The 22,494-nt window shown below is 60.8% G+C and carries 21 protein-coding genes; 7 read left to right on the top strand and 14 right to left on the bottom strand.

Going from position 1 to position 22,494, the window contains the following annotated elements; genetic code table 11:
• Positions 1-19 precede the first annotated feature (19 nt).
• Together ACSBPU_RS14755 and ligA are read left to right on the top strand one after the other, a co-directional pair.
• A complete protein-coding gene (locus tag ACSBPU_RS14755; protein WP_442592795.1) occupies positions 20-1,045 on the top strand; it encodes a cell division protein ZipA C-terminal FtsZ-binding domain-containing protein in 1,026 nt (341 codons plus the stop codon).
• A complete protein-coding gene (ligA, locus tag ACSBPU_RS14750; RefSeq protein WP_442592794.1) occupies positions 1,042-3,141 on the top strand; it encodes an NAD-dependent DNA ligase LigA in 2,100 nt (699 codons plus the stop codon). Before ACSBPU_RS14755 ends, ligA begins: the two co-directional genes overlap by 4 nt.
• A 214-nt stretch (positions 3,142-3,355) precedes the next feature.
• Here the strand turns inward: ligA and ACSBPU_RS14745 are convergent, their stop codons facing one another.
• The 4 genes from ACSBPU_RS14745 to msrB are packed head-to-tail and all read right to left on the bottom strand — an operon-like array spanning position 3,356 to position 5,388.
• Positions 3,356-4,132, bottom strand: coding sequence for a peptidylprolyl isomerase (locus tag ACSBPU_RS14745; protein WP_442592793.1), 777 nt, complete (start codon positions 4,130-4,132; stop codon positions 3,356-3,358).
• 9 nt (positions 4,133-4,141) lie between these two features.
• Entirely contained in the window at positions 4,142-4,405 is a 264-nt protein-coding gene (locus tag ACSBPU_RS14740; protein WP_442592792.1) for a BolA family protein, read from the bottom strand.
• Positions 4,405-4,995: a septation protein A gene (locus ACSBPU_RS14735; RefSeq protein WP_442592791.1), complete on the bottom strand. Its 591-nt coding sequence runs from the start codon at positions 4,993-4,995 to the stop codon at positions 4,405-4,407. Before ACSBPU_RS14735 ends, ACSBPU_RS14740 begins: the two co-directional genes overlap by 1 nt.
• Positions 4,996-5,388: a peptide-methionine (R)-S-oxide reductase MsrB gene (gene msrB / locus ACSBPU_RS14730; RefSeq protein ID WP_180068166.1), complete on the bottom strand. Its 393-nt coding sequence runs from the start codon at positions 5,386-5,388 to the stop codon at positions 4,996-4,998.
• 324 nt (positions 5,389-5,712) lie between these two features.
• Between msrB and ACSBPU_RS14725 the strand changes: the two genes are divergently transcribed.
• From ACSBPU_RS14725 to ACSBPU_RS14710, 4 genes are all read left to right on the top strand, one after another.
• Entirely contained in the window at positions 5,713-6,882 is a 1,170-nt protein-coding gene (locus ACSBPU_RS14725; RefSeq protein WP_442592790.1) for an ABC transporter substrate-binding protein, read from the top strand.
• A 187-nt stretch (positions 6,883-7,069) separates the two neighbouring features.
• Positions 7,070-8,107 (top strand): branched-chain amino acid ABC transporter permease, encoded by a 1,038-nt coding sequence (locus ACSBPU_RS14720; RefSeq protein ID WP_442592789.1) that lies wholly within the window; start codon positions 7,070-7,072, stop codon positions 8,105-8,107.
• Between the two features lie 3 nt (positions 8,108-8,110).
• Positions 8,111-9,964, top strand: a complete 1,854-nt coding sequence (locus ACSBPU_RS14715; RefSeq protein ID WP_442592788.1) for a branched-chain amino acid ABC transporter ATP-binding protein/permease — start codon at positions 8,111-8,113, stop codon at positions 9,962-9,964.
• A 2-nt stretch (positions 9,965-9,966) separates the two neighbouring features.
• Positions 9,967-10,737: an ABC transporter ATP-binding protein gene (locus ACSBPU_RS14710; protein ID WP_442592787.1), complete on the top strand. Its 771-nt coding sequence runs from the start codon at positions 9,967-9,969 to the stop codon at positions 10,735-10,737.
• Positions 10,738-10,879: 142 nt separating this feature from the next.
• On the opposite strand, the gene ACSBPU_RS14705 is transcribed toward ACSBPU_RS14710, so the two are convergent.
• From ACSBPU_RS14705 to fdxA, 10 genes are all read right to left on the bottom strand, one after another.
• Positions 10,880-13,042, bottom strand: coding sequence for a sulfatase-like hydrolase/transferase (locus tag ACSBPU_RS14705; RefSeq protein ID WP_442592786.1), 2,163 nt, complete (start codon positions 13,040-13,042; stop codon positions 10,880-10,882).
• A 239-nt stretch (positions 13,043-13,281) separates the two neighbouring features.
• Positions 13,282-14,247: a branched-chain amino acid ABC transporter permease gene (locus ACSBPU_RS14700; protein WP_180068171.1), complete on the bottom strand. Its 966-nt coding sequence runs from the start codon at positions 14,245-14,247 to the stop codon at positions 13,282-13,284.
• Complete coding sequence (locus ACSBPU_RS14695) at positions 14,244-15,131, bottom strand: branched-chain amino acid ABC transporter permease (protein ID WP_180068172.1); 888 nt, start codon at positions 15,129-15,131, stop codon at positions 14,244-14,246. Before ACSBPU_RS14695 ends, ACSBPU_RS14700 begins: the two co-directional genes overlap by 4 nt.
• Before the next feature lie 93 nt (positions 15,132-15,224).
• Entirely contained in the window at positions 15,225-16,436 is a 1,212-nt protein-coding gene (locus ACSBPU_RS14690; protein WP_442592785.1) for an ABC transporter substrate-binding protein, read from the bottom strand.
• Between the two features lie 105 nt (positions 16,437-16,541).
• Entirely contained in the window at positions 16,542-17,255 is a 714-nt protein-coding gene (locus tag ACSBPU_RS14685; RefSeq protein WP_442592784.1) for an ABC transporter ATP-binding protein, read from the bottom strand.
• Positions 17,255-18,025, bottom strand: a complete 771-nt coding sequence (locus ACSBPU_RS14680; RefSeq protein ID WP_442592783.1) for an ABC transporter ATP-binding protein — start codon at positions 18,023-18,025, stop codon at positions 17,255-17,257. Before ACSBPU_RS14680 ends, ACSBPU_RS14685 begins: the two co-directional genes overlap by 1 nt.
• A 99-nt stretch (positions 18,026-18,124) precedes the next feature.
• A complete protein-coding gene (gene nth, locus ACSBPU_RS14675) occupies positions 18,125-18,757 on the bottom strand; it encodes an endonuclease III (RefSeq protein ID WP_442592782.1) in 633 nt (210 codons plus the stop codon).
• Positions 18,735-19,382 carry an electron transport complex subunit RsxB gene (gene rsxB, locus ACSBPU_RS14670; RefSeq protein ID WP_442592781.1) on the bottom strand — a complete coding sequence of 216 codons (648 nt, stop codon included), beginning with the start codon at positions 19,380-19,382 and terminating at the stop codon, positions 18,735-18,737. Before rsxB ends, nth begins: the two co-directional genes overlap by 23 nt.
• A 48-nt stretch (positions 19,383-19,430) precedes the next feature.
• Positions 19,431-20,657, bottom strand: a complete 1,227-nt coding sequence (locus ACSBPU_RS14665; protein ID WP_442592780.1) for a polyhydroxyalkanoate depolymerase — start codon at positions 20,655-20,657, stop codon at positions 19,431-19,433.
• Positions 20,658-20,798: 141 nt separating this feature from the next.
• Positions 20,799-21,122: a ferredoxin FdxA gene (gene fdxA, locus ACSBPU_RS14660; protein ID WP_442592779.1), complete on the bottom strand. Its 324-nt coding sequence runs from the start codon at positions 21,120-21,122 to the stop codon at positions 20,799-20,801.
• Between the two features lie 162 nt (positions 21,123-21,284).
• Between fdxA and pncB the strand changes: the two genes are divergently transcribed.
• Complete coding sequence (pncB, locus tag ACSBPU_RS14655) at positions 21,285-22,460, top strand: nicotinate phosphoribosyltransferase (protein WP_180068180.1); 1,176 nt, start codon at positions 21,285-21,287, stop codon at positions 22,458-22,460.
• The last annotated feature ends 34 nt before the right edge of the window (positions 22,461-22,494 follow it).

The following is a 22,494-nucleotide window of genomic DNA, read 5'->3' as shown; positions in this document are numbered from 1 at the left end:
TGATACGGCGGGGCTGACTATGAGCGATTTGCAAATCGGTTTGATACTACTGGGCATCTTGTTGATTCTGGTGGTCGTCATGTTCAATTGGTGGCAGGACAGGCGCATACGGCAGAAGATGCAAGAGCATTTTCCGGAACGAGATAACGATCCGCTGATGGGTGCGCAGCCTCAGGGGCCGGTGCGCCGCGAGCCGGGCTTCGGCTCCATGATCACCGAAAGCGGCGAGGCCGCCGCCGATGATGATGCGGAAGTCGATCCCGGAACCGAAGTGGTCATCGACATCAGCTTTGCCCAGCCTGTCGCGTCGGGGCAGTTGCAGCAGGCCGTTCAGGGATTGGCTCGCGCGGGGAACAAGCCGGTACGCATCTTCGCGGAGCGCGACGGCGGCGGCCACCGCGCTCGCTTGCGAGCGAACGAGACCTATGTTTCCATGCAGCTTGCAGTCCTGCTGGCCAACCGCAACGGTCCCTTGACGGATATTGAATGGTCGCAGCTCTGGTCTGCGGCACAAGGGCTGGCCGAGCGTTTCGACGGCGTCATCGAAGCCCCCGAACAGGACGAGGTCGTCCGGCGGGCGGCGCAGCTGGACGAGCTTTGCGCCGGCCTGGATGCACAGGTCGGGCTCATTCTGCGCCTGAATGAAACCGTTGCCGCCAGCGAAGCCAGGCAGGTGCTCGAGGATGCGGGTTTCCTGCCCTACGGCCGGCAACTGGCATGGATGTCCGATACCGGGGTGCCGCGCTTCACCGCGCTTTTCGACGGCATATCGCCGCAAGAGCTCAAATCCGAAAGCGTCAATCGTGTGGATCTTTTGCTGGATTTGCCCAACAGCCCGGCCGATGAGCAGGCTTTCAGCCGCATGGCGAGCGTGGGCCGGGACCTGGCAAGACGCCTGCATGCCGAATTGCTCGACGACCAGGGCCGTCCGGTGTCGGACGGCGCAGATGAAACCATAGACCGCCAATTGTTCGATCTTTATCGCAACCTGGAGCATGCCGGCTTCGAGGCAGCCTCCGAGCGCACCGTGCGAGTATTTTCGTGACGCAAAAAAAAACGGCGGATTCAGAGGCGGCGCGGCGGGCCGAGGTGCTGCGCAGCCAGATTGCACAACATAACCATAGATACTACGTACTTGACGCGCCCATCGTCTCGGACGCCGAATACGATCGCCTGATGAACGAGCTGCTCGACATCGAGCATGCGCATCCCGGGCTTATCACGCCGGAGTCCCCGACTCAGCGGGTGGGGGCGCAGCCCTTGACCGCTTTCGGCAGTCTGCGGCATGCCGTGCCCATGCGCTCCTTGGGAAACGCTTTCGACCCTGAAGATGTGCAGGCTTTCAACAAGCGCGTTTCCGATACGCTGAGCGGCGCCGGCATGGTGACCCCCGGCCAGCAAGTGGAGTATGTGGCCGAACTCAAATTCGATGGGCTGGCGGTCAGTCTGCGCTACGAGCAGGGCAGGCTGGTGCAGGCCGCCACGCGCGGAGACGGCCAGACGGGCGAAGACATCACCAGCAATATCCGGACGCTGCGCTCGGTACCCCTGATGCTGACCGGCAAGTATCCGGAAGTGCTGGAGGTCCGCGGCGAAGTACTGATGAATCGCAGCGATTTCGAGCGCTTGAATGAAGCGCAGCGGGCACGAGGCGAAAAAATCTTCGTCAATCCGCGCAACGCGGCGGCCGGCAGCCTGCGGCAGCTCGACCCGCGCATCACGGCGACCCGGCCCCTGCGTTTTTTCGCTTACGGCTGGGGCGAGATCCGCCTCGTGAGCCGGGGGCAGGTCGAACGCTTCCTGCAGGAAGCAGGCGATGCCGACATGCCATGTGACACCCATGCCGGCATGCTGGACTGGTTCGAGTCCCTGGGGCTGCCGGTGAATGGTGAGCGCAAGGTAGTTCTCGGCGCGGACGGCATGCTGGCGTTCTACGCGGCGGTGGGCGCCGGCCGTGCGGGCCTGCCTTTCGACATCGATGGCGTCGTATACAAAGTGAACGAGCTCGCGGCGCAGGACGTCCTGGGCTATGTCGCTCGCGCGCCGAGATTTGCCGTCGCGCATAAGTTTCCGGCGCAGGAGGAGACCACGCAGTTGCTTGGTATCGACGTGCAGGTGGGACGCACCGGCGCGATTACGCCCGTCGCCAGGCTCAGGCCGGTCTTCGTCGGCGGTGTCACGGTCACCAATGCAACGCTGCACAATGACGACGAAATCCGGCGCAAGGATGTGCGCATCGGCGATACGGTGGTCGTGCGCCGGGCGGGCGACGTCATTCCGGAAATCGTCGGTCCGGTGCTGGAGCTGCGTCCCCCGGATACCTCGCTCTTCGTGATGCCCTCTCACTGTCCGGTATGCGGATCAGCCGTCGAGCGCCCTGAGGACGAGGCCATCTCGCGCTGCACGGGCGGCCTTTTTTGTGCGGCGCAGCGCAAACAGAGCCTGACTCATGCCGCGGGCCGCAAGGCGCTGGACATCGAAGGCCTGGGCGAAAAGCTGGTGGATCAACTGGTGGAGAGCGGGCGGGTCAAATCGCTTGCCGATCTGTTTACCTTGACGGTCGAAGAGCTTGCCGCCTACGAGCGAATGGGCCGCAAGTCCGCCGAGAACCTGGTGGCGGCGCTGGAAGCGGCGCGCAAGCCCGCATTGGGGAGATTGCTGTACGCCTTGGGCATCCGGCATGTGGGCGAGGCCACGGCAAGAGACCTGGCCCTGCGCTTTGGCAGCATCGAGGCCGTCATGGCCGCCGATGAGGCTGCCCTGCTGCAGGTGAACGACGTGGGCCCGGTGGTGGCCGGCTCCATCCTCCGGTTCTTTGCCGAGCCGCATAATCGCGACGTGGTCGAAGCGCTGGCTCGCGCCGGCGTACATGCGGTCCCGCCGGAGGTGCCAGCCGGCGGAAATCAGCGGTTGGCCGGCCGGACGCTGGTGCTGACCGGAACCATGCCGAACTGGACCCGCGACGAGGCCACACGGCATATCCTGGCGGCAGGCGGCAAGGTCAGCGGCTCGGTATCCAAAAAAACGGCATACGTCGTGGCGGGCGAGGATGCGGGCAGCAAGCTGGTCAAGGCGCAAGAGCTCGGCGTGCCGGTGATCGACGAGCAGGGCTTGAAAGATCTGCTGGATATGACGGGCTGAGGGGTCAGACCCCATGCGGGGTCTGACCCCGCTCCAGCGGGGGCGCGGCGGCAAGAAAAGGGGTCAGACCCCGTACGGGGTCTGACCCCACATCCGGCGGGACGAGGCGGCAAGAAAAAGGGGTCAGACCCCGTATGGGGTCTGACCCCGCTCCCAACGGACGGAATCAGAAGAGGGGGTCAGACCCATGGATCTGACCCCGAGCTGAAACGGCTTATTGGATCTTGGCGTCTTTGATGAGCTTGTCCTGGAATTCGGCCAGTTGCTGCTGGCGCATCATTTCTTCCAGTTGAGGTTTGACCTCTGCCAGTTCAGGGAACTTCGCGGCCCGTGTGTCGTCGACCTGGATGATGTGCCAGCCGAATTGCGACTGAACCGGCTTGTCGGTCATCTGGCCTTTTTTCAGGCCCTCGACCGCCTGGGCGAATTCGGGCACATAGTTGCTGGAGGGCGCCCAACCCAGGTCGCCGCCATTCTTGCCGCTGCCGGGATCGATGGAGTCTTTTTTCGCGGCGGCATCGAAAGTGACCTTCTTGGACTTGATGGCGGCGGTGATGTCTTCAGCGGCTTTCTGCTCTTTGACGAGGATGTGCCGGACCTTGTATTCCTGCTTGTCGGCCTGGGATGCCTTGATCTTGTCGTATTCGGCCTGGATCTTGGCGTCGGTGATCGAGTTCTTCTTCAGGTAGTCGGCCATGAGGGCACGGACCAGTATGCCCTGACGCGCAAGTTCGATCTCCTGTTTGACGGCGGCTTGCTTGTCGAGGCCGGCTTTTTCGGCCGCTTGCACGGCGACCAGGCGGTTGACCATTTCCTGCTTCACCTGTGTGCGCAATTCGGGCGTGTCCTGGGCACCTTGCTCGACGAGCAGGGCGACGAATTGGTCCAGGCTTTTTTGCGTGATGGGCTGCCCGTTCACGGTGGCTACGTTCTGAGCATAGACCGGCAGGGCGATGGCGCAGGCTGCAGCGAGTACGGCAAGACGTTTCATGTATTTCCTTTAAGAGTTGTTTTTGGCGACGATGGCCAAGGCATGAATGGGATAAGGCATTAAATCGTGAACGCGATCATACACAAGTCGGTGCCTGGCCAAGGTGGAAAGCCCGTTGAATTGTTCAGTCCAGATGATGAGCCGGAAGTGGCTTGCGCCCGATTTGCTGCCCTCGTGCCCGGCGTGCAGGTGCGATTCATCGATGACGTCCAGGAATGTCGGGGCGAGCGGCGCGAGCCGCTCTTTCAGCAATTGCATACGGTCTATAGACATCAGTGGCCCTCTTTTGGTTCCCGCGGAGCGGCCAGCGTATCGGGGGCATCGCCGCCTTCTTTCATGTGCCGGCCCAGCCAGATGGACTGACCGATCACGAACACCAGCAGCAGCGCCATGAGACCGAATACTTTGAAGTTTACCCATTGCGATTCGGTGTAGTGTCCTGAAAACGCGACATACAGATTGAGTGCGCCGGAGACGACGAAAAAGGCCGACCAGCTGTAGTTCATTTTGTCCCAGACGGCAGTCGGCATGGAAACCTTTTCGCCCATAAGCTTTTGCATGAGATTGCGCTTGAAGAACACCTTGCCGCCCACCAGTATGAGTGCGAAGAGCCAGTACAGTACCGTAGGCTTCCATTTGATGAAGGCATCGTTCTTGAACAGCAGGGTGGCGCCCCCGAACACGACGATGACGGTGAGGTTGATCCAGTGCGCGGCTTCGATGGCCTTGCCGGTGGCCTTCAGCCAAATGAACTGCCCGACGGCCGCCGCGATGGCGACCGCCGTGGCGGTGAAAATGTCATAGAACTTGAACGCGACAAAGAACAGGATGAGCGGAAACAGGTCGAACAGGAATTTCTTCATTTATGCGGGCTCGAACTTGAGCGAAAGGGAGTTGATGCAATAGCGCCGGCCGGTAGGCGGCGGGCCGTCGGGGAAAACATGGCCCAGGTGGCTGTCGCATACGTTGCAGAGAACTTCCGTACGCACCATGCCGTGGCTGGTGTCGGTTTCCTCGCGGACGTTGTCGGGATCAAGAGGCTCGAAATAGCTGGGCCAGCCGCAGCCCGCATCGAACTTGGTATCGGATGCAAAGAGCGGCGTGCCGCAGCCCACGCAGCGGTAGATGCCGGTTTCGGTCGTGTCCCAGTAGCGGCCGGTGAACGGGCGCTCGGTGCCTTTCTGGCGCGCTACGATGTATTCCTCGGGGGTCAGCTCCGCGCGCCACTGCGCGTCGGATTTTTGAATCTTGTTCACGTGAGTACCTGTAAGGGCTATTCGATGATATTCAACATGTTAATCGACTTTCCCGTGCGCCAGAAGTTTCAAGGAAACCGGAGTTTTCTTTTTACTGTCTATGCAGGGAATCCCCTAAAAGACTTTGTATCTCTTTTTGTCCATAATTCCCGGACCTGCGCAAAATTGCTAGAACCCTAAAATATCGCTGGAAAACACTAATGTGTTTTGCCGATTCAAAGTGATACTGTAATTTTAGTGACGGGCTGGATTTTGTATAACGTCTGTATCCCATCGCCCCTCATTCTTTGCGAACGGATATCGAGCATCCCCATGGAGACAACAATGAATTTCAATCAGTCAGTTCGACTTTCTGTCCTGGCAGGGGCCGTGGCAATGGCTCTGCCCATGCTCGCTTCGGCGCAGATCAAAGTCGGCATTACGGTGGCCAGCACCGGCCCCGCCGCTTCGCTGGGTATTCCCGAGCGCAATACCGTCAGCCTGCTGCCCACCGAAATCGCGGGCCAGAAAATCGAATACATCGTTCTCGACGACGGTACCGACACCACCGTTGCCGTCAAGAACATGCGCAAACTGATCACCGACGACAAGGTCGACGTGGTGGTGGGCACCTCCGTCACACCTGGCTCGCTCGCCATGGTCGATGTCGCCGGGGAAACCAAGACGCCGATGATCAGCGTGGCGGCCAACGCCAAAATCGTCGATCCGGTCGAAGGCGCCCGCGAATGGGTCTTCAAGACGCCGCAGAACGATCAGTTGATGGCCGGTGCGCTGGCCGACGCCATGGCGAAGCAAGGGGTGAAAACCTTGGGCTTCATCGGCTACAGCGACGCCTATGGCGAGGGCTGGCTGAATGTCATGACCGAGGCCGCCAAAGCCAAGGGCATCAAGATGGTGGCGGTCGAGCGCTACGGGCGTACCGATACCAGCGTTACTGGCCAGGCGCTCAAGCTGGTCGCCGCGAAGCCGGACGGCATTCTGGTCGCCGGCTCGGGTACGCCCGTGGCGCTGCCTCAGCGCGAGCTCAAAAGCCGTGGCTACAAGGGCATCATGTATCAAACGCACGGTGCGGCCAACAACGACGTTCTGCGCGTTTGCGGCAAAGACTGCAACGACATGATTCTTCCGGCCGGTCCTCTTCTGGTTGCCGATCAATTGCCCGACAGCAACCCGGTCAAGAAAAGCGCGCTCGAATACAAGACCAAATACGAGGCCAAGTACGGCGAAGGCACCATCAACACGTTTGGCGGCCATATGTGGGACGCCGGCCTGCTGATCAGCACGGCCATTCCCGCCGCCCTGAAGTCCGGCGCCAAGCCGGGCACCGCCGAGTTCCGCAAAGCCTTGCGCGACGCCATCGAGCAAATCAAGGACCTGCCCGCCTCGCAGGGCGTTTTCACCATGAGCTCGACCGATCACGCCGGTTTCGACAACCGCGCCCGCGTCATCGTCAAAGTGGTCGATGGCAAATGGACCTACCAACCTGATCTCTGATTTCCAATCGGGTATTCCGGCCCTTGTCCAACGGACGGGGCCGGCGTGTGTGCCGCGGGGGGCGCTGAACCGTGGCACGCCGTCTTTTGAATTAGGGGGCGGAAAGGCTGCTGTCCTGCCCGGTTGAGCATGCATGCCAACCCGGCAGGACATTTGAGCCTGGCCCCATTGTTATGGCTTATCCGAAATGGATTCAACGATAGTACTCATACTGTTGCAGGACGGCGTCCTCAACGGCGCCATCTATGCGCTGCTGGGCCTCGCCCTGGTGCTGGTGTTCGTGGTGACGCGCGTCATCTTCATCCCGCAGGGCGAGTTCGTCGCCTTCGGCGCGCTGACATTGGCCTTCATGGTCAACGGCCGCATGCCGGGAACGGTCAATCTGCTGCTTATCATCGGCACCCTCGTTTTTTTGGTCGAATGCATCGCCGCGCTGCGCAGCCGCAACTGGACGGGCATAGGCAAGACCTTCGCCTGGACGCTGCTGCTGCCCGTGATTCTTTACCTGCTTGCGCCGTATATCGTCAGCAACGACACGTCGCTTTGGGTCAACGTCCTGTTTTCCATGGCGCTGGTCGTCCCTCTGGGACCCATGCTCTATCGCCTCGTCTACCAGCCGGTGGCGGAAGCCAGTGTGCTGGTCCTGCTCATTATTTCGGTGGCGGTGCATTTCGCGCTCACCGGTCTTGCCCTGGTCTTCTTCGGCGCGGAAGGCTGGCGCACGCCGCCTTTCGTCGAAGGGGATGTGCAAATGGGCGTGGTGAGCTGGTCTGCCCAGACATTCTTCGTGCTCGGCACTTGTGCGGCGCTGATCATTGCACTCTGGATTTTCTTTGGCAAGACCCTGTATGGCCGCGCGCTGCGCGCCACTGCGGTCAACCGGCGCGGCGCGCGGCTCGTGGGCATCAGCACCAATATGTCGGGCAGCCTGACATTCACGCTGGCTGCCGCCATCGGCGCATTGTCCGGCATGCTCATCGCGCCGGTCACCACCATCTATTACGACACGGGGTTCCTGATCGGCCTGAAGGGCTTCGTCGCCGCCATCTTCGGCGGCCTGGTCAGCTACCCGATCGCGGCCGGCGGCGCAATCTTCGTCGGCATCCTCGAAGCATTTTCATCGTTCTGGGCCAGCGCATATAAAGAGGTCATCGTGTTTACGCTGATTATTCCCGTATTGCTGTGGCGCTCGTTCGGGTCGCACCACATCGAGGACGAGGAGTAAGCCATGAACAAGATACTGCTTGCCGTCGTCGTGCTGGTCATTGCCGGCCTGCCCATGGTCCCGGCCACACCCGAATTCTGGATCACCCATCTGAATTATGTCGGGCTGGCCAGCCTGGTCGTGCTCGGCCTGATCCTGCTTACAGGCGTAGGCGGCCTGACCTCATTCGGTCAGGCGGCCTTCGTGGGGATCGGGGCCTATGCCACTGCGTGGCTGACCACCGCCATGGGCTGGTCGCCCTGGGCCGCTTTGCTGGTGGGCCTGGCGATCACCTTCCTGGTCGCCTACATATTGGGGGCCATCACGCTGCGCCTGTCCGGGCACTACCTGCCTTTGGGCACCATCGCCTGGTGCCTGTCCCTGTATTATCTGTTCGGCAACCTGGATTTCCTGGGCCAGTACGACGGCATCGCCGGCATACAGCCCATCGAGATTTTCGGCCTGTCGCTGGGCCAGGGGCGGCATATTTACTATTTGATCTGGGTCTTCGTCCTGCTGTCCATGTGGGCCACCCGCAATCTGCTGGACTCGCGCCCCGGCCGAGCCATACGCGCGCTGCGCAGCGGCGGCGGCATGGCCGAATCCTTCGGCGTGAACATGGCCACGTACAAAGTCATCATCTTCGTTTATGCGGCCCTGCTGGCTTGCGTATCCGGGTGGCTGTATGCGCATATGCAGCGGGCGGTGAGCCCCAGCCCCTTCGGCCTGAACTACGGCATTGAATACCTGTTCATGGCCGTGGTGGGCGGCGTGGGCAGCGTGTGGGGGGCAGTCCTGGGTTCAGGGCTGATACTCAGCCTGAAAGACCAGCTGCAGAACGTCCTGCCCAAGCTGCTCGATACTGACTCCAACTTCGAACTCATCGTTTTCGGCGTATTGATGATACTCGTGCTGCAGTATGCACGCGACGGTGTCTGGCCGATACTCAGCAATTGGTGGTCCATGCTGACCGGCGCAACCGAGCGCCGCCGCATGGCGCCGCCTCCGGAGGCGCCCGCACTGCCGCAGCGCGCAAGGCCTCAAAAAGGCTCGCTGGTGCTCGAGGTCGATTCCATCCGCAAGGAATTCGGCGGGCTGGTCGCGGTGAACGATATCAGCTTCTCGTTGAAGGCCGGGGAAATCATGGGGCTGATCGGGCCTAACGGTGCCGGCAAGAGCACGACCTTCAATCTGATCACGGGCGTCCTGCAGGCCACGCGCGGCACGGTGCGGTTCTTGGGCGAGCGGCTGGATGTCCTGCCCTCGCGCGAGATCGCCAAGCTCGGCGTGGGCCGCAGCTTCCAGCATGTGCAGTTGCTGCCGACCATGACGGTGCTCGAAAACGTCGCCCTGGGTGCGCATCTGCGCAGCAAGGTCGGCGTGCTGGCAGCCGCCCTGCATATCGAACGGCGGGACGAGGCCGAGCTGCTGCACGAAGCCGCCAAGCAGCTGCAGCGCGTCGGCCTGGGCGACTACCTGTACGAGCAGGCCGGCAACCTGGCGCTGGGGCAGCAGCGCATTCTTGAAATCGCGCGCGCCCTCGCGGCGGACCCCATACTGTTGCTGCTCGATGAGCCTGCCGCCGGCTTGCGCTACAAGGAGAAGCAGGAACTCGCGAAGGTGCTGGACCAGCTTCGCCAGGAAGGCATGAGCATCCTGCTGGTCGAGCACGATATGGACTTTGTCATGAATCTTACCGACCATCTGGTCGTCATGGATTTCGGTACGAAGCTGGCCGAAGGTTTGCCCGCCGACATTCAGAAGAATCCCAAGGTCCTGGAAGCCTATCTTGGCGGAATCGATGATGAAATGGATTTTGATGATCCCCCGGGCGATACGCCCAAGGGCGGAGCAGTGCCGGCAGCGACGGGAGGATAGTCATGAACGTCAATAAACCCAAGCATCCCATCCTGCAGGTCACCGATCTTTCCACCCGGTACGGCAAGGTCAACGCAGTCGTGGGCGCCAATATCGCGGTAACGCGCGGCAGCATCGTGACGGTCATCGGCGGCAACGGCGCGGGCAAGTCGACCTTGCTGAACTCCATCATGGGGTCTTTGCCGTCCACCGGAAGCTGCTCGGGCTCCGTGCAGTACCTGGGTTCGGAGATCGGCGCTTGGCAGGTGGAGCGCCGCGTCTCGGACGGTATTTCGCTGGTGCCCGAAAGGCGGGAGCTTTTCGGCAGCATGTCGGTGGAAGACAATCTACTGTTGGGCGGCTTTCGCCTGTATCGAGCCGGCAAGCACGGTTGGCGGGAAACCATCAACGAGGTCTACGACCTGTTTCCGCGCCTGCGCGAGCGCAAGTCGCAGCAAGCGGGGACGCTGTCGGGCGGCGAACGCCAGATGCTGGCCGTCGGGCGGGCGCTGATGGCCCAGCCTCAGCTCCTGATGCTCGATGAACCCAGCCTCGGCCTGGCGCCACGCATTGTCCGGGAAATTTTCCAGATCATCTCGCGCCTGCGCAGCACGGGCGTCGCCATACTGCTGGTCGAACAGAATGCGCGCGCGGCCCTGCAAGTGGCAGACTACGGATACGTGCTGGAGACCGGCGAGGTGGTGCTGGAAGGCAAGGCCAAAGAGCTGGCCGGCAATCCGCGCGTCATCGAAAGCTACCTGGGATTGGGTACGGGGAACAAGGAGAAAGACTGAGGATGGCAGGGGTAACCCATGTAGGGTCAGACCCCATGCGGGGTCTGACCCTGGGCGTCTGAATAATGAGGTCTGACCCCGCACGAGTCTGACCCTGGGCGTTTGAGTGATGGGGTCAGACCCCGTACGGGGTCTGACCCCTCTAATACACGCCGTAAGACCGCTTGCAGGTCTTGTTCAGGTTGCTCTGGATGACCGCTTCGTCCAGGTGGTTGGTCAGCCCATCGTAAACGCCGCCGACGACAAAGTCGTAGACGCTGGAGAGTCCCCATTGGAAGGCGATCTGGCGCCAGTTCTCCAGGTCTTTTGCGTCGACCACCCCGTCTTTGTTGCCGTCGCCCGGACAATCGGGTTCTGAGGCCAGGATGCGGTCCAGCGTCGCGTGCAGATTGTCATAGATGGCCTGCGTTTCGGTTGTGGGGCTGGCCAGAAGGTTGCGATCGGGCGTATCGAGCAGTGGCTTGGGTGTCGCCTGGTCGACCTCGTATAGTTCATCGATGGTGTTGGTCTGGATTTCGTTGACAGCGGGATTGAAGTCGAGGACGATGTTGCGCACCAGCTTGTAGCGGTCGTTGCGCACGGCCATCGTGACGTCCGGAAGTACGTTGAACATTTCCCGGCCTTCGTTGTATAGCGCATGGTTTACATCCGCGCATGTCTCGTACCCCACGCCATTGTTGGGAATCACGCTGTCGTGGGTGTAATCCGCACCCCACCAGTTGCCTTGGTTGTCCTGGCATACCTCTTTGGACGGAGCGCTTTGGGTGCAGCTGCCGCTGATCACGCATGGGCCGTTTCTGGCGCCATGGGCTTGCAGATTGCCGCCGCCCATCGTGAAGTTGATGGTGCGCAGGCTGGCTTGCTCTGGATTGGCGAGATAGGGCAGCAGGCCCACTGAATCGATGGTGCGCGGCACGGTTTTGTGGGCGTCCAGGCCGGCGATCTCGGCGAAAAACTGGAATAAATCCACGGCGTTGACCATGTGCTCGACATTGCGGTCGGGCTGGACGACTTGCGGCCCCGCGATGATCAGAGGGTCCCAGACGCCTGTCTGGTAAGAGGTTCCTTTCGCCTGGGACGGGATGAATGGCTGTTTGACTGCCGTGCCGAGTGTGCCGTTGTCGCCGATGATCACGATGGTCGTGCCCGAGGTCTTGGGATCGTAGACCAGGCTGCCGTCATCGGCTCGGCTGGCCAGGCCTGTTTCGACCAGCAGCCGCCCGAATTCGGTATCCATGGCTTCCGTCATTTTGTCTTGAATCAGCCTGCCTGCTTCCGGTCCGTTGCAATTCCAGTTGTCTGATACGGGATCGTTGCGCATGGAAAGCAGTTCGCCGGGCGGCTGCTGCCAGGGCGTATGCGCCGCGGTGAAGCTGACCGTGGCCATCCAGGGCTTATTCGCGGGACGCGACTTGATCCAGTTGATCGCCGCATCGGCTTCCAATTGGGTACGGTATTTTCGGGCGCGCGGATCGGCGAGGGGCACCTCTTCGACACTGTCTCCGTTGATGATAACCAGCGGCGAGACGTAGTACCCGTTGACGCGCGAAAAGTTCAGCGTGGACGGTGGCTTTCCGCAGAGCTCGTTCGGAACGAAGATGCCGCCGGAAGCCAGGCATTGCAGGCCGGCCGCGTCTTGCACAAGCGCGCTGCGCGTGACAACCGAGCAAGTGTTGTCGGCTTGATAGCAGGCGCCTGTATCCGCGCCGCCGGCCTGCGTGCCGGGTACGAAACCGCAGGAATAGGTTTTTTCGGCACCTACGCCGCCCGCGGTGGTGTCGACGGAACCGGGCAGCCCGCCCACCCAGCCATAGAAGTAGTCCCAGCCCGCCACGCTGGGAGTGGCGGCGCCGGCTTGATTGTTTTCGGGACCCGCTAGGTGGAATTTGCCGAACAGCCCGCTTTCATAGCCTGCCTCCTTCAGCAGCTTGGGCGTCGTCATGTCGTAGGGCGAGAGCTGGGAATTGGCCAGATCGCTGGGCCCGAGTGCCTGGTTCACATTCGTGCGGAATGGATACCTGCCCGCAAAGAAGGCGGCGCGGCCGGGCGAGCATTCGGGCATCGACCAGGTATTGCGGAATCGGACGCCTACCCGCGCGATCGCATCCATGTTCGGCATGCTTGGCGGCGTGGCGCCACCGTAGCCGAAGGACCTCATCTGATCGATACCGACGTCGTCCATGATGACAAACAGGATGTTGGACGGCGCGGGATCGCTGGATGCGACGTTGCTGTCGCTGCCGCAGGAAGTCAAGCCTAACGCGGCGACCGCGGCGAGTGCCATCGTTGGAAGCGTCTTTTTCACAGCAGTCTCCTGAGGGCTCGTGCCCGCCCCAGGCGCTGGACGCTGAATATGACGCTACGTCTTTTAACCTAGGCCTATGTTCTTCGTATTAGGATGTCAGGAAAAGGGTAACGGATTATTGCCGGTGGTGCAATAAGGGGTCAGACCCCGTACGGGGTCTGACCCCATGCCTACTCCGGGTCTGACTCCATGCCTACTTCGGGCCTGACCCCACGCCTACTTCGGGTCTGACCCCGAGCTTACTCTTTCTTGAGGCGATGGCTGATTTCGCCGACGATGCCGCGCCGGAAGGCCATGACGCACAGGATGAAGATCAGTCCGATCACGATGGTGACGGACTCGCCCAGCACCTGGAACCATTTGATGCCGGTTTCCTGGCTGAGCAGACGGCCGAATTCCCCGACCTTGTTTTCGAGCATGACGACGATGAAGGCGCCGAGCACCGGACCCGTGAACGTGCCGAGGCCGCCGATCAGGGTCATGAGGATGACCAGGCCGGACATTTGCCAGGTGGCATCCGACAGCGTTGCCGAAACGAAGACCAGGGACTTGCTGGCGCCGGCCAGGCCGGCGAGCGTGGCCGACAGCACGAAGGCCAGGAGCTTGAAGTTGTCGACGTCGTAGCCCAGGGAAATCGCCCTGGCTTCGTTCTCGCGTATGGCTTTGAGCACCTGTCCGAAAGGAGAGTTGATTGCGCGCCAGATTACGGCATAGCCAAGAATGAAAATGGCCATGATGAAATAGTACAGATTGAAGTCGTTGGACAGGTCGATGCCGAGCACGCTGCCGCGCGGTATGCGTTGCAGGCCGTCTTCGCCGTGCGTAAACGGCGCCTGCAAAAAGAAGAAGAACAGCATTTGCGCCATCGCGAGCGTGATCATGGCGAAATAGATGCCGCTGCGCCGGATGGCAATGGCGCCCATGACCAGGCCCATGAGCGCGGCGACGGCCGTGCCGAACAGCAGCCCCGCGGTCGTGGGCATTCCCCAGACCGTGAGCGCGTGGCCGGTGGCATACGCGGCACCGCCCAGGAAGGCGGCATGCCCGAAGGAGAGCAGGCCGGTGAAGCCCAGCAGCAGGTTGAAGGCGCAGGCGAACAGCGCATAGCACATGACCTTCATGACGAAGATGGGATAGGCTCCGAGGGCCGGCAGCAGGGCGATGACGATCGCGGCGAGCAGGTAGCCGATCAGTTGACGATTCATTTTTCTTTCCCAAATAGCCCGGCGGGACGCAGCAGCAGGACGATGACCATGATGATGAATACGACGGTATTCGATGCTTCCGGCCAGAACACCTTGGTCAGGCCCTCGATGACGCCCAGCCCCAGGCCCGTGAGGATGGACCCCATGATCGAGCCCATGCCGCCGATCACGACGACGGCGAAGACCACGATGATGAGGTTGGAGCCCATGAGCGGCGATACCTGCATGATGGGGGCCGCGAGCACGCCGGCAAAGCCGGCCAGCGCGACGCCGAAGCCATAGGTGAGCGTGACGACCAGCGGCACGTTGACGCCGAAGGCCTCCACCAGCTTGGAGTTTTCCGTGCTTGCCCGCAGGAGCGCGCCAAGCCGCGTCTTTTCGATCATGAACCACGTGGCCAGGCAAACCAGGACGGAAGCAATGACCACCCAGCCGCGGTAAACAGGCATGTACATGAAGCCGAGATTGACGCCCCCGCGCAGCAATTCGGGCGTGGGGTAGGGCTGGCCCGATACGCCGTAGAGGCTGCGGAAAACGCCTTCGATGAGCAGGGTCAGGCCAAAAGTGAGCAGCAGGCCATAGAGATGGTCCAGCTTGTACAGATGGCGGATCAGCAGGCGCTCGAGGATGATGCCGAAGAGACCGACGACGAGAGGCGCCAGGATGAGCATGATCCAGTAGTTCAGGCCCAGGTACTGCAAGCCCATCCAGGCCACGAATGCGCCCAGCATGTAGAGGGCGCCGTGCGCGAAATTGATGATGTTAAGCAGGCCGAAGATGACGGCCAGGCCGAGCGACAGCACGGCATAGAACGAACCATTGACCAGGCCCAGCAGCAACTGTCCCAACAAGGCCTGGATAGGAATGCCGAATAAATCAGTCATGTTGATATTGAATCCGTGGCAGGGCGCGCAGCGGGCCCGGGGTGACACGCAGGCCCCCGGGCCGGAGGCGCCGGGGACCTATGACACTTAGATTTACTTTTTGATTAACGGGCAAGTGGATTCTTCCAGCGAGGCGTAGACCTCGTTGCCGGGTAGCGTGGCCACCTTCTTGTAGTAATCCCAGGGCCGCTTGGATTCGCTTGGCGCCTTCACCTGCATCAAGTACATGTCATAGACCATGCGGCCGTCTTCACGCACGACGCCGTTGGTCGCGAACATGTCGTTGATCTTGTTGGACTTCATCCACTTCATGAGGGTGTCGGCGTCGTCGGTGCCGGTTTCCTTGACGCCTTTCAGGTAGAAGGCGGCGCTGGAGTAGTCCGCAGCCTGGACGAAGGAGGGCATGCGGTTGTGGTCCTTGTAGAAACGCTCGGCCCATTTGCGGGATTCGTCGGATTGATCCCAGTACCAGCCGGAGGTGAGATATAGTCCTTGAGTGGCTTCCAGGCCGAGCGCATGGATGTCGTTGATGAACACCAGCAGGCCGGCAAGCTTCATTGTTTGCGTGACCCCGAATTCGCTGGCTGCCTTGACGGACGCGATGAAGTCGCCGCCGGCGTTGGCCAGGCCCAGGATCTTGGCGCCCGACGATTGCGCCTGGAGCAGGAAGGACGAGAAGTCGGAAACGGCCAGCGGCGCGCGGACACTGCCCAGCACTTTGCCCCCCGCCTTTTTCACGACTTCGGATGTATCGCGCTCGAGCGAGTGGCCGAAGGCATAGTCGGCGGTCAGGAAGAACCAGGAGTCGCCGCCGTTCTTGACCACCGCGGACCCGGTGCCGCGCGCCAGCGCGATGGTGTCGTAGGCATAGTGGATGGTGTAGGGGGTGCACTGCGAATTGGTAAGGTTGGAAGACCCGGCGCCAATGGCGATGTAGGGTTTCTTTTTCTCGGCCGCGACGGCGGCCATGGCAAGCGCCGTGGAGGAGTTCGTGCCGCCGACGAGCATATCGAGTTTTTGCTCGTCGAACCATTCGCGCGCGCGGGTCGAGGCGACGTCAGGCTTGTTCTGGTGGTCGGCAACGAGGAGCTCGATCTTCTTGCCATTGATTTCACCGCCCGCATCGGCAATGGCCATGCGGATGGCGTCTGCGCCCGCCTTGCCATCGAGATCGGAATAAACACTGGACATGTCGGTGATGAAGCCGATGCGGATGACGTCGTCGGAAATGCCCGCCGCCAGGCCGGGCGTGGCAAAGCCTACGCCCGCAAGGGACAGTGCTGCAGTAAGGGTGCGCAGTTTCATAGGGTGAGTCTCCTTGTCGTGACCGGCGGGATGTGCCGGGAAATCGTTCTGCCTGGTCTGCATGAGTGGGTGGGGATGCTTTGGGCCGGAAGGCATCGATCGGCCCTAGACGCCCAGCAGGATATTGAGCGCATCCTGTTTGGATTGAAGCTCGTTGGCATTGAATTGTTCGACGATCTGGCCATGTTCCATCACGTAGAAGTGGTCAGCCAGGGGCGCGGCGAAGCGGAAGTTCTGTTCTACCATCACGATGGTGTAGCCCTTGCTCTTGAGAGTGGTGATCATGCGGGCGAGGGCTTGCACGATGACGGGAGCGAGACCTTCGGAGATCTCGTCCAGCAAGAGCAGATTGGCGCCGGTGCGCAGGATGCGGGCCACCGCCAGCATTTGCTGTTCGCCGCCCGAAAGACGCGTGCCCGGAGAGTGCTTGCGTTCTTCGAGATTGGGAAACATTTCATAGATTTCGGCCAGCGACATGCCGCCGCCCAGCGTATCGCCGACGACCGGCGGCAGCAGCAGGTTCTCTTCGCAGGACAGGCCGGCGAATATGCCGCGCTCTTCGGGGCAATAGCCGATGCCCAGGTGTGCGATGCGGTAGGTGGGCAGGTTGATGGATTCGGTTCCCTGTATGCGGATGGATCCCTTGCGTGATCCTGTGAGGCCGAGAATGGCGCGCAATGTGGTGCTGCGGCCGGATCCGTTGCGCCCGAGCAGGGTGACGACCTGGCCTTTTTCGACTTTCATGTCCACGCCGTGCAGCACATGGGACTCGCCGTACCAGGCATGCAGATTGGAGATTTCGAGTGCTGGCTCGTTCATCAGTGGGCCCCTTCGAGTTCGCCGCTGGTCGTTCCCATGTAGGCTTCCATGACCGCGGCGTTGCGTGAGACTTCTTGGTAGTTGCCTTCGGCCAGCACCGATCCGCGGGCCAGCACCGTGATCTTGTCGGCGATCTGGGAAACGACGTTCATATTGTGTTCGACCATGAGTATCGTGCGGCCTGCGCTGACTTTCTTGATCAGTTGAGTGACCCGGCTGACGTCTTCGTGACCCATGCCTTGCGTGGGTTCGTCGAGCAGCATCAGTTCGGGGTCCATGGCCAGGGTGGTGGCGATTTCCAGGGCGCGCTTGCGGCCATAGGGAAGATTGACCGTGCGCTCGTCTGCGAAGTCGGCCAGATCGACCTGTTCGAGCAGGGCGCGAGCGGCATCATTGAGGCGGTCGAGCGTTCTATGGCTGCGCCAGAACTGATAGGACATGCCGGTGCCGCGCTGCAGGCCGATGCGTACGTTCTCGAGAACGGTCAACTGGGGAAATACGGCGGAGATCTGAAATGAGCGGATGATGCCGCGACGCGCGATTTGCGCGGGCTTCTCGTGGGTGATTTCTTTGCCCGCGAAGAAGATCTTGCCTGAAGTGGGCACTAGGAACTTGGTCAGCAGATTGAAGCAGGTGGTTTTCCCCGCACCGTTCGGTCCGATGAGAGCATGGATGCTGCCGCGTTCTACCTGCAGGCTGACGTCGTTCACGGCGACGAAGCCGCGGAATTCCTTGACGAGATCTTTTGTTTCTAGAATGTGATCGCTCATACCAACCCGCTTGGCTCTTTATACTGTTCAGGCTGCGAAAAGTATGCGAGTTGGCTCGGTAAAACGCCATGCGGGTTTTACATAGGATCTGGAAAACCCTTAACGTGTTTTCTCCTTGTATTCACAAAGGTCCTCGATGCCGCATTGCGGGCACTTGGGCGTGCGAGCCACGCAGACGTAGCGCCCATGCAGGATCAGCCAGTGATGGGCGTCGAGCAGGAAAGGTTTCGGAATGACTTTTTCAAGCTTGCGTTCGACTTCGACTACGTTTTTACCGGGGGCGATCCGGGTGCGGTTGGCAACGCGAAAGATATGCGTATCAACCGCGATCGTGGGATGCCCGAATGCCGTGTTGAGCACCACGTTCGCCGTTTTCCGTCCTACGCCGGGCAGGGCCTCAAGCGCTTCCCTGTCTTCGGGAACCCGGCCGCCGTGCTGTTCCAGCAGAATATGACATGTCTTGATCACATTCTTTGCCTTGGTCTTATAAAGGCCGATGGTCTTGATGTAGTCGCTGAGTCTTTCCTCGCCGAGCGCCAGCAACCCTTGCGGCGTGCCATGCTCGGGAAAGAATTTTCGCGTGGCCAGGTTCACGGACCGGTCGGTGGCCTGCGCCGAAAGGAGAACGGCGATCAGCAACTGGAAGGTGCTTGCATATTCCAGTTCGGTCGTAGGGCTGGGATTGGCGGCTCGCAGCCGCTCGAAGATTTCAGTTCGCTTGGCCTGATTCATTTTTTCGACGCCGCGCGCGGGCCTTGGCCAGCGCATCGGCAATGATTCTTTGTTTGAGCGCGGAATCGCCGCCCATGCCCGTGGCGATGGGCGCCTTGTTAGCCAAGGTCCGGGCGGCAAGCGCGGATGATTCATGGTGCTGGCCGCTAAGCCGCTGTTGACGCCGCTGGTGGCGTTCGCGCGCCCGCGCTGCGTGGTCAGGCGTCCACTCGTGAGTGGCGGGAATCATGTCGATGCAATCGACCGGACAGGGCGCCACGCACAGATCGCAGCCGGTGCAGCGGTCCGCCAGCACCGTGTGCATGAGCTTGTTCGCGCCGACGATGGCATCCACCGGGCAAGCCTGTATGCAAAGTGTGCAACCTATACAGTGGGCTTCGTCTATGACCGCGATGCGCAGCGGCACATGCTCTCCGCATTCGGGGTCAAGGGGAAGCTCGGGCGTGTCCAGGATTTCCGCGAGCAGGCGTATGCCCTCCGGGCCGCCGGGCGGGCAGCGATTGATGGCTTCGCCTTCTGTCGCCAGGGCGCGCGCATAGGGCAGGCAGCCATCGTATCCGCACTTCGTGCATTGGGTCTGCGGGAGTGCGGCATCGATGCGTTCGATGAGTGAAGAGGCTTGCATAAGTAAAAAGGGCCCGCGCAGGGCCCCAAGGCGTGCGCTTGCCAGGCCCTACGCCATGTCGCGTATGAATTGCACTATTTTAGGATAGATGATGTTGCGCCAGCGCCGACCGGAAAAAATGCCATAGTGTCCGCAGCCCATGGCGGTGTAGTGCTGCTTGCGTTCGGCCGGTATGCCGGCGCAAAGCGTTTGCGCGGCCTGAGTCTGGCCTTGGCCGGAGATGTCGTCGAGTTCGCCCTCGATCGTCATCAGTGCGGTATGCCGGATGACGGACGGGTCGACCTTCTGGCCATCGATGATCCAGGTTCCGAGGGGAAGCCGATGCTCTTGGAAGACGATCTTGATGGTGTCCAGATAGAATTCGGCCGGCATGTCCAGCACGGCGTTGTATTCATCGTAGAACCGGCGGTGCGCCTCGGCGTCATCGTCGTCGCCCTTGAGCAGGTCCATGTAGAAATCGTAGTGCGAGCGCAGATGCCGGTCGGGGTTCATCGCCATGAATCCCGCATGCTGCAGGAAGCCGGGATAGACATGCCGGCCCGCGCCGGGATAGCGCGCCGGTACGCGGTGTATGACATTGTTCTCGAACCAGCTGTACGATTTGGTGGTGGCGAGGCGGTTGACCTGGGTCGGCGATTGTCGGGTATCGATGGGGCCGCCCATCATGACCATGCTGCAGGGCTGACAGGGATCATCGTTGGCGGCCATGAGCGATACCGCCGCCAGAACCGGCACGGTGGGCTGGCAGACCGCAATGACGTGCGTCTGCGGGCCCAGATGGCGCAGAAAGCCCTGTATGTATCGTACGTAGTCGTTCAGGTGGAACGGGCCGGCATCGGCGGGCACCATGCGGGCGTCGAGCCAATCGGTGACATAGACGTCGTGGTGGGGCAGCAGGGTGCGGACGGTGTCGCGCAACAGCGTGGCATGGTGGCCTGAAAGCGGCGCCACCAGGAGGATGCGCGGATCGTCGTCCAGCTTCGCCTGGCTGTCGCGCTGAAAATGGATCAGGTTGCAAAAAGGCTTGCTGAGCGCGATCTCTTTGCGGACCACCACGGGATGGCCGTCGCGCTCGGTGCTGTCCAGCCCCCATGCGGGCTTTTCATAATCCTTGCCCAGGCGGTGGACCAGCTCGTAGGCGGCCGCAACCTGCCGGGACACCGGCGTATAGCTGAAGGGGCTGTAGGGGTGGGAAAAAAGCTGGCTGCCTGAATTGGTAAAGGCGGCCAAAGGGGTCAGGAAGGCCCGTTGGAGTTCGTGCAGATCGTACAGCATGAGAGGGTGCGGCCTTATAAAAATATTCTTCTTGTGAGCATGGTTATAAGCTAATCACAATCACGCTAGATTACCAATAAGAAGTTACCAGAAGTTTGCATCTTCCCTGGGCGGCACCACGGATCATCTGTTGTTTTAACGTTACTTTTCAAGATACTTCAGTTTGTCGGGCACGCCATTCCAGTCATCGGCGTCGGGCAGAGGCGACTTCGACCGGTTGATGGGGCCGAACTCGGGGGTCAGTTCCGCGTTGAGCTCGATGTACTGGACCTGGTCCTGGGGGACGTCCTCTTCGGCAAAGATAGCGTTGGCAGGGCATTCCGGCACGCAGACTGCGCAGTCGATGCATTCGTCCGGATCGATCACCAGGAAATTGGGCCCTTCGCGGAAACAGTCCACCGGACAGACGTCGACACAATCGGTGAACTTGCATTTGATACAGTTTTCGGTGACAACGTGTGTCATTTCAAAGCTCCAACATCAGATGAGCTTGATTTTACCCAATTAACTGAAGGTAAGCCCGGATTGACCTGTCGGCAAAGCTGGTCTTTGCCTCTATGATGTCGTTTGCATCGGAGGCAGGGCGGCCGCCCTGTGATATGGTAAGCAAAACTTTCGCCGGACCCCATGATAATTACTTCGTTACTCGACACCGATCTGTACAAGTTCACCATGATGCAGGTGGTCCTGCATCAGTTCCCCGCCGCGCAGGTCGAATATCGTTACAAGTGCCGCAATCCCAATATCAACCTGGCGGCCTATCTGGACGAAATCCGCGAGGAAGTGCACCAGCTGTGCCAGCTGCGCTTCACCGAGGCGGAACTTCAGTATCTGCGTTCGCTCCGATTCATCAAAAGCGATTTCGTTGATTTTCTGGGGCTGTTCCACCTTCCCGAAAAATGCATCAGCATCACCGAAAGCAAGGTGCCGGGTGAAATCGAAATCAGCGTGAAGGGGCCGTGGCTGCACACCATATTATTCGAAATCCCCGTGCTGGCGATCGTCAACGAAGTGTACTTCCGCAACGTCTGCCGTGAACCGGGCTGGGAAGAAGGGCGCAAGCGGCTGCAGGAAAAAATGCGTCTGGTCGTCGATGATCCCGCTCTGGCCGACTTCCGTGTCGCGGAATACGGCACACGCAGGCGGTTCTCGAAGCTCTGGCACGACGAAGTCGTGACCACCATGAAAAGCCAGATGGGCGTCCACTTTGCCGGCACCAGCAACGTGGAACTGGCCATGAAGCACCAGGTCACCCCGCTGGGTACCATGGCTCACGAATACCTGCAGGCCTGCCAGGCCCTCGGGCCGCGCCTGCGCGACTCGCAAGTCTATGCGCTGGAAGTCTGGGCCAAGGAATACCGCGGCGACCTCGGGATCGCGCTGTCCGACGTCTACGGCATGGATGCCTTCCTGCGTGACTTCGACATGTATTTCTGCAAGCTGTTCGACGGGGCGCGCCATGATTCGGGCGACCCTTTCGTATGGGGCGAGCGCCTGCTCGAGCATTACGCTCGCAACCGCACCGATCCCCGTACTAAAATCCTGGTGTTCTCCGACGCCTTGACCATCCCGCGCGCCATCGAGCTCGCCAAGCATTTCGCCGGCCGTTGCAAGATTTCTTTCGGAATCGGCACCAATCTTACCAACGACCTGGGCCACGAGCCCTTGCAAATCGTGATGAAGATGGTCCGCTGCAACGGCCAACCCGTGGCGAAAGTGTCGGATGCGCCAGAAAAGACCATGTGCGACGACCCAGCCTACTTGGCCTACCTGCGCCAGGTCTTCGAGCTGCCGCCGGCCTGAGGTCTGCTATATTTGCCAGTTTTGGAGGCTTCTT

It is taken from the genome of Parapusillimonas sp. JC17, from assembly GCF_052180245.1.
In the GTDB taxonomy this organism is placed as follows: Bacteria; Pseudomonadota; Gammaproteobacteria; order Burkholderiales; family Burkholderiaceae_B; genus Parapusillimonas.
Note: the sequence above shows the minus strand (reverse complement) of the source record. Positions and strands in the feature narration are given on the sequence as shown.

What these genes read in the sequence shown, in the direction of transcription:
- ACSBPU_RS14755 (WP_442592795.1), top strand. Translation starts at nt 20, where the DNA reads ATGAGCGATTTGCAAATCGGTTTGATACTACTGGGCATCTTGTTGATT.
- ACSBPU_RS14745 (WP_442592793.1), bottom strand. Translation starts at nt 4,132, where the DNA reads ATGAAACGTCTTGCCGTACTCGCTGCAGCCTGCGCCATCGCCCTGCCG.
- ACSBPU_RS14740 (WP_442592792.1), bottom strand. Translation starts at nt 4,405, where the DNA reads ATGTCTATAGACCGTATGCAATTGCTGAAAGAGCGGCTCGCGCCGCTC.
- ACSBPU_RS14735 (WP_442592791.1), bottom strand. Translation starts at nt 4,995, where the DNA reads ATGAAGAAATTCCTGTTCGACCTGTTTCCGCTCATCCTGTTCTTTGTC.
- ACSBPU_RS14725 (WP_442592790.1), top strand. Translation starts at nt 5,713, where the DNA reads ATGAATTTCAATCAGTCAGTTCGACTTTCTGTCCTGGCAGGGGCCGTG.
- ACSBPU_RS14720 (WP_442592789.1), top strand. Translation starts at nt 7,070, where the DNA reads ATGGATTCAACGATAGTACTCATACTGTTGCAGGACGGCGTCCTCAAC.
- ACSBPU_RS14715 (WP_442592788.1), top strand. Translation starts at nt 8,111, where the DNA reads ATGAACAAGATACTGCTTGCCGTCGTCGTGCTGGTCATTGCCGGCCTG.
- ACSBPU_RS14710 (WP_442592787.1), top strand. Translation starts at nt 9,967, where the DNA reads ATGAACGTCAATAAACCCAAGCATCCCATCCTGCAGGTCACCGATCTT.
- ACSBPU_RS14700 (WP_180068171.1), bottom strand. Translation starts at nt 14,247, where the DNA reads ATGAATCGTCAACTGATCGGCTACCTGCTCGCCGCGATCGTCATCGCC.
- ACSBPU_RS14695 (WP_180068172.1), bottom strand. Translation starts at nt 15,131, where the DNA reads ATGACTGATTTATTCGGCATTCCTATCCAGGCCTTGTTGGGACAGTTG.
- ACSBPU_RS14690 (WP_442592785.1), bottom strand. Translation starts at nt 16,436, where the DNA reads ATGAAACTGCGCACCCTTACTGCAGCACTGTCCCTTGCGGGCGTAGGC.
- ACSBPU_RS14685 (WP_442592784.1), bottom strand. Translation starts at nt 17,255, where the DNA reads ATGAACGAGCCAGCACTCGAAATCTCCAATCTGCATGCCTGGTACGGC.
- ACSBPU_RS14680 (WP_442592783.1), bottom strand. Translation starts at nt 18,025, where the DNA reads ATGAGCGATCACATTCTAGAAACAAAAGATCTCGTCAAGGAATTCCGC.
- nth (WP_442592782.1), bottom strand. Translation starts at nt 18,757, where the DNA reads ATGAATCAGGCCAAGCGAACTGAAATCTTCGAGCGGCTGCGAGCCGCC.
- rsxB (WP_442592781.1), bottom strand. Translation starts at nt 19,382, where the DNA reads ATGCAAGCCTCTTCACTCATCGAACGCATCGATGCCGCACTCCCGCAG.
- ACSBPU_RS14665 (WP_442592780.1), bottom strand. Translation starts at nt 20,657, where the DNA reads ATGCTGTACGATCTGCACGAACTCCAACGGGCCTTCCTGACCCCTTTG.
- fdxA (WP_442592779.1), bottom strand. Translation starts at nt 21,122, where the DNA reads ATGACACACGTTGTCACCGAAAACTGTATCAAATGCAAGTTCACCGAT.
- pncB (WP_180068180.1), top strand. Translation starts at nt 21,285, where the DNA reads ATGATAATTACTTCGTTACTCGACACCGATCTGTACAAGTTCACCATG.